Genomic DNA, 6,721 nt, shown 5'->3' on the forward strand with positions numbered 1-6,721 from the left:
TGAAACCATAGTCGCTGGCGCGCGGTGCAGGCCCTGACATGGGGCAAAAGAAAGCCCGGCACGGGCCGGGCTGTAAAAAGCCCGTCGCAACGGGCAGGTGCCGTCAGGCGACGTCACCGGGGAGAGCGGCTGCGACACATCCGGCGCGGATTCTGCGATCCTTGCGGGTTGGAATGTGGCGTAGCGATGAACGGCACGGGCCCCGCCATGCGGGCGCCTCGGAGGAGTTGATGCAACGCAGCATATTCTTAGTTGATTGAGCGTTCAATAAAAAACGAATAGACTGGCCCACATTATCGCCGGACGGCACAGGTACGCCCGGCGAAGAGGAGATTGAAAAATGCCCAAGGTCGGTATGCAGCCGATTCGCCGCTCCCAGCTGATCCACGCGACCCTCGAGGCGGTGGACCAGGTGGGCATGAGCGACGCCAGCATCGCCCTGATCGCCCGCCTGGCGGGGGTCTCCAACGGCATCATCAGCCACTACTTCCAGGACAAGAACGGGCTGCTGGACGCGACGATGCGACATTTGATGTCGGCCTTGAGCAAGGCTGTCGCCGAGCGCCGCGCTACCTTGCGCAACGACGAACCGCGCTCGCACCTGCGGGCCATCATCGCCGGCAACTTCGATAGCTCCCAGGTCAACGGCCCGGCCATGAAGACCTGGCTGGCGTTCTGGGCCAGCAGCATGCACCAGCCGCAGCTGCGCCGCCTGCAGCGGATCAACGACCACCGGCTGTATTCGAACCTGTGCAGCGAGTTCCGCCGCGAACTGCCGCTGGCCCAGGCCCGCAGCGCCGCTCGCGGGCTGGCCGCGCTGATCGACGGTCTCTGGCTGCGGGGCGCGCTCTCGGGCGATGCCTTCGACACCGAGCAGGCGTTGGCGATTGCCTACGACTACCTCGACCAACAACTGGCCAAGCGCCCCGGATAGCGGGCGCAGCCTTGCGCTGACACCGACAAGAGAGGACCACCGCACCATGGCTCGATTCGAAGTACAGAAGCTCTACATTGGCGGTCGCTACGTGGAAGCCACCAGCGGCGCCACCTTCGAGACCATCAATCCGGCCAACGGTGAAGTCCTCGCCCAGGTACAACGCGCTTCGAAGGAAGACGTCGAGCGCGCCGTGCAGGCGGCGGTGGCAGGGCAGAAAGTCTGGGCGGCAATGACCGCCATGCAGCGTTCGCGCATCCTGCGCCGCGCCGTGGACATCCTCCGCGAGCGCAACGACGAACTCGCCGAGCTGGAAACCCTCGACACCGGCAAGCCGCTGGCCGAGACCCGCTTCGTCGATATCGTCACCGGCGCCGACGTGCTCGAGTACTACGCCGGCCTGGTGCCCGCCATCGAGGGCGAACAGATCCCGCTGCGCGACACCAGCTTCGTCTATACCCGCCGCGAGCCGCTGGGCGTGGTCGCCGGCATCGGCGCCTGGAACTACCCGATCCAGATCGCCCTGTGGAAATCCGCCCCGGCCCTGGCCGCCGGCAACGCGATGATCTTCAAGCCCAGCGAGGTCACCCCGCTGACCGCGCTGAAACTCGCCGAGGTCTACACCGAAGCCGGCCTGCCCGATGGCGTGTTCAACGTGCTCACCGGTAGTGGCCGCGAAGTCGGCCAGTGGCTGACCGAGCACCCGGTGATCGAGAAGATCTCCTTCACTGGCGGCACCGCTACCGGCAAGAAGGTCATGGCCAGCGCTTCGAGCTCCTCGCTCAAGGAAGTCACCATGGAACTGGGCGGCAAGTCGCCGCTGATCATCTTCGAGGACGCCAACCTCGACCGCGCCGCCGACATCGCCGTCATGGCCAACTTCTTCAGCTCCGGCCAGGTCTGCACCAACGGCACCCGCGTGTTCATCCCGCGCAATCTGCAGGCACGCTTCGAGGCCAAGGTACTGGAGCGTGTGAAGCGCATCCGCCTGGGCAACCCGCAGGACGAGAACACCAACTTCGGCCCGCTGGTGAGCTTCCCGCACATGGAGAGCGTTCTCTCCTATATAGAGTCCGGCAAGGAACAGAAGGCCCGCCTGCTGTGCGGTGGCGAGCGCGTCACCCAGGGCGAGTTCGGCCAGGGCGCGTACGTCGCGCCGACCGTGTTCACCGACTGCCGTGACGACATGACCATCGTCCGCGAGGAAATCTTCGGGCCGGTCATGAGCATCCTCGTCTACGACACCGAAGACGAAGCCATCCGCCGCGCCAACGACACCGAGTACGGCCTCGCCGCCGGCGTCGTGACCCAGGACCTGGCCCGCGCGCACCGGGCGATCCACCGCCTGGAAGCAGGCATCTGCTGGATCAACACCTGGGGCGAGTCGTCGGCCGAGATGCCGGTTGGCGGATACAAGCAATCGGGTGTCGGTCGTGAGAACGGCCTGACCACCCTGGCTCACTACACTCGCATCAAATCCGTACAGGTAGAGCTGGGCGACTACACCTCGGTGTTCTGATCGCCGCGATCGAGCCATGAAAGGCCGGTCGCAGGCATGACTCCCTGACCACCGGCCATTCCCAACACGCAGACACCGGCGCGCACGCGTCGCGGGCGGTGTCGTGCCTGAAAAAGAGGAAGGCCTGCATGTCCCAGGAATACGATTACATCATCATCGGCGCCGGTTCCGCCGGTAACGTACTGGCTACCCGCCTGACCGAGGACGCCGACGTCAGCGTCCTGCTGCTCGAAGCCGGCGGCCCGGACTACCGCGCCGACTTCCGCACGCAGATGCCGGCGGCGCTGGCCTATCCGCTGCAAGGGCGCCGCTACAACTGGGCGTACCTGACCGACCCCGAACCGTACATGAACAACCGCCGCATGGAGTGCGGGCGCGGCAAGGGCCTGGGCGGCTCCTCGCTGATCAACGGCATGTGCTACATCCGCGGCAACGCCATGGACTTCGATGGCTGGGCGCAGGAGAAGGGCCTGGAAGACTGGACCTACCTGGACTGCCTGCCGTACTTCCGCAAGGCCGAGACTCGCGACATCGGCCCCAACGACTACCACGGCGGCAACGGCCCGGTGAGCGTCACCACGCCCAAGGCCGGCAACAACCCGCTGTTCCACGCCATGGTCGAGGCCGGCGTGCAGGCCGGTTACCCGCGTACCGAAGACCTCAATGGCTACCAGCAGGAAGGCTTCGGTCCGATGGACCGCACCGTCACCCCGCAGGGTCGTCGCGCCAGTACTGCCCGTGGCTACCTGGACCAGGCCCGCGAGCGGCCCAACCTGACCATCGTCACCCATGCGCTGACCGACCGCATCCTCTTCACCGGCAAGCGCGCCATCGGCGCGACCTATCTGCATGGCGATGACAACGCGCTGAAGGAAGTCCGCGCACGCCGCGAAGTGCTGGTGTGCTCGGGTGCCATCGCTTCTCCGCAACTGCTGCAGCGCTCCGGCGTCGGCCCGTCCGCGCTGCTGCGTGACCTGGGCATCGAGGTCGTGCATGACCTGCCCGGCGTCGGTCAGAACCTCCAGGACCACCTGGAGATGTACCTGCAGTACGCCTGCAAGCAGCCGGTGTCGCTGTATCCGGCGCTGCAATGGTGGAACCAGCCGCAGATCGGTGCGGAGTGGATGTTCCTCGGTACCGGGCTGGGCGCGAGCAACCAGTTCGAGGCGGGCGGTTTCATCCGCAGTCGTGAGGAATTCGAGTGGCCGAACATCCAGTACCACTTCCTGCCGGTGGCAATTAACTACAACGGCAGCAATGCGGTGAGCGAGCACGGCTTCCAGGCCCACGTCGGCTCCATGCGCTCTCCCAGCCGCGGGCGGATCAACCTGACCTCCCGCGATCCGCGCAAACACCCGAGCATCCTGTTCAACTACATGTCCTGCGAGCAGGACTGGCAGGAATTCCGCGACGCCATCCGGATCACCCGCGAGATCATGAACCAGCCGGCACTCGACCCCTATCGCGGCCGCGAGATCAGTCCGGGCCTGGACAAGCAGAGCGACGCCGACCTGGATGCCTTTGTCCGTGAGCACGCGGAAACGGCTTTCCACCCGTCCTGCTCCTGCAAGATGGGCGACGACGACATGGCGGTGGTCGATGGCGAAGGCCGTGTGCACGGCATGCAAGGGCTGCGGGTGATCGACGCGTCGATCATGCCGCTGATCATCACCGGCAACCTCAACGCCACCACTATCATGATGGCCGAGAAGCTCGCCGATAAGGTGCGCGGTCGCCCGTCGCTGCCGCGCAGCACCGCCGACTACTTCAAGGCCGAAGGTGCACCGGTACGCGGAAAGCCGCAGCGCTGATTCCGAAAGCCAAAGACGAAAACGCCGGCGAGAGCGCCGGCGTTTTCAGTTTTCAGCCACGACGCGGAGGAACCGGGCGGGTGCGGCCGCTGCCGTCGATGGCGACGAAGACGAACACCGCCTCGGTGACCTTGCGCCATTCGCTGGACAGCGGATCGTCGCTCCATACCTCGACCAGCATGCGGATCGAGCTGCGGCCGACCTCCAGGGTCTGGGTATAGAAGGAGAGCTGCGCGCCGACAGCGACCGGCACCAGGAAGGCCATGCGGTCGATGGCTACCGTGGCCACGCGGCCTCCGGCAATGCGGCTGGACATGGCGGTTCCGGCGAGATCCATCTGCGCCACCAGCCAGCCACCGAAGATGTCGCCAAAGCCGTTGGTCTCGCGCGGCAGGGCGGTGATCTGCAAGGCAAGGTCGCCTTGCGGGATGGGATCTTCTTGTTCGAGCTCGATCATAGGTAAGGGCCTCGTGCCCCCGGCGTACTCATGGTGAGGGTATGGAAAAACTCTCCCAAGACACCTGCCGGCGCAAGGCCTTGGGACAGCTTTTGATCGGCCTGCCCGCATTATATAGAGGGAGGGCCAGCGCGACACCGCGGGATTTCGAGAAATTGCCGCGGGCGCGGCCGCTGTGTCGCTTCCGCGCAATTTGCTATGGTGCGGCACCTGCGGCTGCCGGCCGCAGCTTCCTTGCCTGCAGAGATAACAAGCACCATGCCTTCTGTGAACGCTCCTGCCGCGCCCGCGTCACGTCCGTTGACCCGCAGCGACTACAAGACTCTTTCGCTGTCCGCCCTGGGCGGCGCCCTGGAGTTCTACGACTTCATCATCTTCGTGTTCTTCGCCACCGTGGTCGGCAAGCTGTTCTTCCCCGCCGACATGCCCGACTGGCTGCGCCAGTTGCAGACTTTCGGTCTGTTCGCCGCCGGCTACCTGGCCCGTCCGCTGGGTGGTGTGGTCATGGCGCACTTCGGCGACCTGTTGGGCCGCAAGAAGATGTTCACCCTGAGCATCTTCCTGATGGCCGTGCCCACGCTGATCATGGGCCTGCTGCCGACCTACGCGCAGATCGGCATCTGGGCACCGCTGGCGCTCCTGCTGCTGCGCGTCATCCAGGGCGCGGCCATCGGCGGCGAAGTGCCGGGCGCCTGGGTGTTCGTCGCCGAGCACGTCCCCCATCGTCACGTGGGCTATGCCTGCGGCACGCTCACGTCGGGTCTGACCGCGGGCATCCTCATCGGTTCGCTGGTGGCGACCCTGATCAACAGCGTCTATAGCGCCGAGGAAGTGCAGGGCTACGCCTGGCGTATCCCGTTCCTGCTGGGCGGCATCTTCGGTCTGTTCTCCGTCTACCTGCGCCGCTGGCTGCACGAGACGCCGGTGTTCGCTGAACTGCAGTTGCGCAAGCAACTGGCCGAGGAAGTGCCGCTGGGTGTCGTGGTGCGCGAGCACCGCCCGGCCATCGTGCTGTCCATGCTGCTGACCTGGGTGCTGTCTGCCGGCATCGTGGTGGTGATCCTGATGACCCCGTCAGTGCTGCAGACTGTCTATGGCTTCGACGCGGCGACTTCGCTGAAGGCCAATAGCGTGGCCATCGTCTGCCTGAGTGTCGGCTGCATCCTGTCCGGGCGCCTGGCCGACCGTTTCGGTGCGGGTCGCACCTTTATATATGGAAGCATCCTGCTGGGCGTCGTCTCCTGGACCTTCTACACCAGCCTGAAGGCGCACCCGGACTGGCTGTTCCCGCTGTATGCGGTCACCGGTCTGTGCGTCGGCGTCATCGGCGCGGTGCCCTATGTGATGGTCAACGCCTTCCCGGCGGTGGTGCGCTTCACCGGCCTGTCCTTCTCCTACAACCTGGCTTACGCCATCTTCGGCGGCCTGACCCCGATGGTGGTTGCCCTCCTTATGAAGGAAGACCCGCTGGGCCCCGCTTACTATGTAGTAGCCCTGTGCGTGGTGGGCCTGCTGGTGGGAGCCTACCTGCTGCGCCAGGAACGGCGGCTGGCAGGCCGGGAAATGGCGATAAACTGATCAGGCGGACAGTTTTTTGCAGAAAGATTAAATTAGTCGTTGACGGCCAATTTAAACTCCCTATAATGCGCACCACTCCCAGCGACGAAGCGCTGAAAGAACTTGAAAATCAAGTACTTACAGAGATTCAAAGATGAGAGTGGTGGTCAGGCAGGTGATTCACTTGCCGCCTTCTGTAGCTGCTTCGGCGGCGAGCTGAAAGGAAGATCGCCGAGGTGCTTGACAGTGGGTTTGATCGCTGTAGAATGCGCCTCCCGCTGATGAGAAGGTTTCCTTCGCTGAAGCACAAGCGATTGAGTAGAAAAGAAATTTTCGAAAAATAAAGCTTGACGGAAAGAGAGGTTAGCGTAGAATGCGCGCCTCGGTTGAGACGAAAGCCTTAACCAACTGCTCTTTAACAAGTTGAATCAAGCAATTCGTGT

Annotated in this window: 5 protein-coding genes; 4 read left to right on the top strand and 1 reads right to left on the bottom strand. The window is 64.2% G+C overall.

Annotation, left to right across the window (positions count from 1 at the left end; translation table 11 throughout):
- Nucleotides 1-340: 340 nt before the first annotated feature.
- The 3 genes from betI (at nucleotide 341) to betA (ending at nucleotide 4,264) form a co-directional block, all read left to right on the top strand.
- On the top strand, nucleotides 341-934 hold the full coding sequence (gene betI / locus QO207_RS02935) for a transcriptional regulator BetI (protein WP_301479377.1): 594 nt from the start codon (nucleotides 341-343) through the stop codon (nucleotides 932-934).
- A gap of 46 nt (nucleotides 935-980) precedes the next feature.
- Nucleotides 981-2,453, top strand: a complete 1,473-nt coding sequence (gene betB / locus QO207_RS02940) for a betaine-aldehyde dehydrogenase (RefSeq protein WP_301479379.1) — start codon at nucleotides 981-983, stop codon at nucleotides 2,451-2,453.
- Between the two features lie 128 nt (nucleotides 2,454-2,581).
- Entirely contained in the window at nucleotides 2,582-4,264 is a 1,683-nt protein-coding gene (gene betA, locus QO207_RS02945) for a choline dehydrogenase (protein ID WP_301479381.1), read from the top strand.
- 52 nt (nucleotides 4,265-4,316) lie between these two features.
- On the opposite strand, the gene QO207_RS02950 is transcribed toward betA, so the two are convergent.
- Nucleotides 4,317-4,721: an acyl-CoA thioesterase gene (locus QO207_RS02950; protein ID WP_017521585.1), complete on the bottom strand. Its 405-nt coding sequence runs from the start codon at nucleotides 4,719-4,721 to the stop codon at nucleotides 4,317-4,319.
- Between the two features lie 258 nt (nucleotides 4,722-4,979).
- On the opposite strand from QO207_RS02950, the gene QO207_RS02955 reads away from it, so the two are divergent.
- Nucleotides 4,980-6,299 (top strand): MFS transporter, encoded by a 1,320-nt coding sequence (locus QO207_RS02955; protein ID WP_301479383.1) that lies wholly within the window; start codon nucleotides 4,980-4,982, stop codon nucleotides 6,297-6,299.
- Nucleotides 6,300-6,721: the final 422 nt, after the last annotated feature.

This window comes from Pseudomonas sp. CAN1 (assembly GCF_030462585.1).
GTDB lineage: Bacteria > Pseudomonadota > Gammaproteobacteria > Pseudomonadales > Pseudomonadaceae > Pseudomonas.

Coding starts and splice junctions, on each gene's coding strand:
- betB (WP_301479379.1), top strand. CDS start 981: ATGGCTCGATTCGAAGTACAGAAGCTCTACATTGGCGGTCGCTACGTG.
- betA (WP_301479381.1), top strand. CDS start 2,582: ATGTCCCAGGAATACGATTACATCATCATCGGCGCCGGTTCCGCCGGT.
- QO207_RS02950 (WP_017521585.1), bottom strand. CDS start 4,721: ATGATCGAGCTCGAACAAGAAGATCCCATCCCGCAAGGCGACCTTGCC.
- QO207_RS02955 (WP_301479383.1), top strand. CDS start 4,980: ATGCCTTCTGTGAACGCTCCTGCCGCGCCCGCGTCACGTCCGTTGACC.
- betI (WP_301479377.1), top strand. CDS start 341: ATGCCCAAGGTCGGTATGCAGCCGATTCGCCGCTCCCAGCTGATCCAC.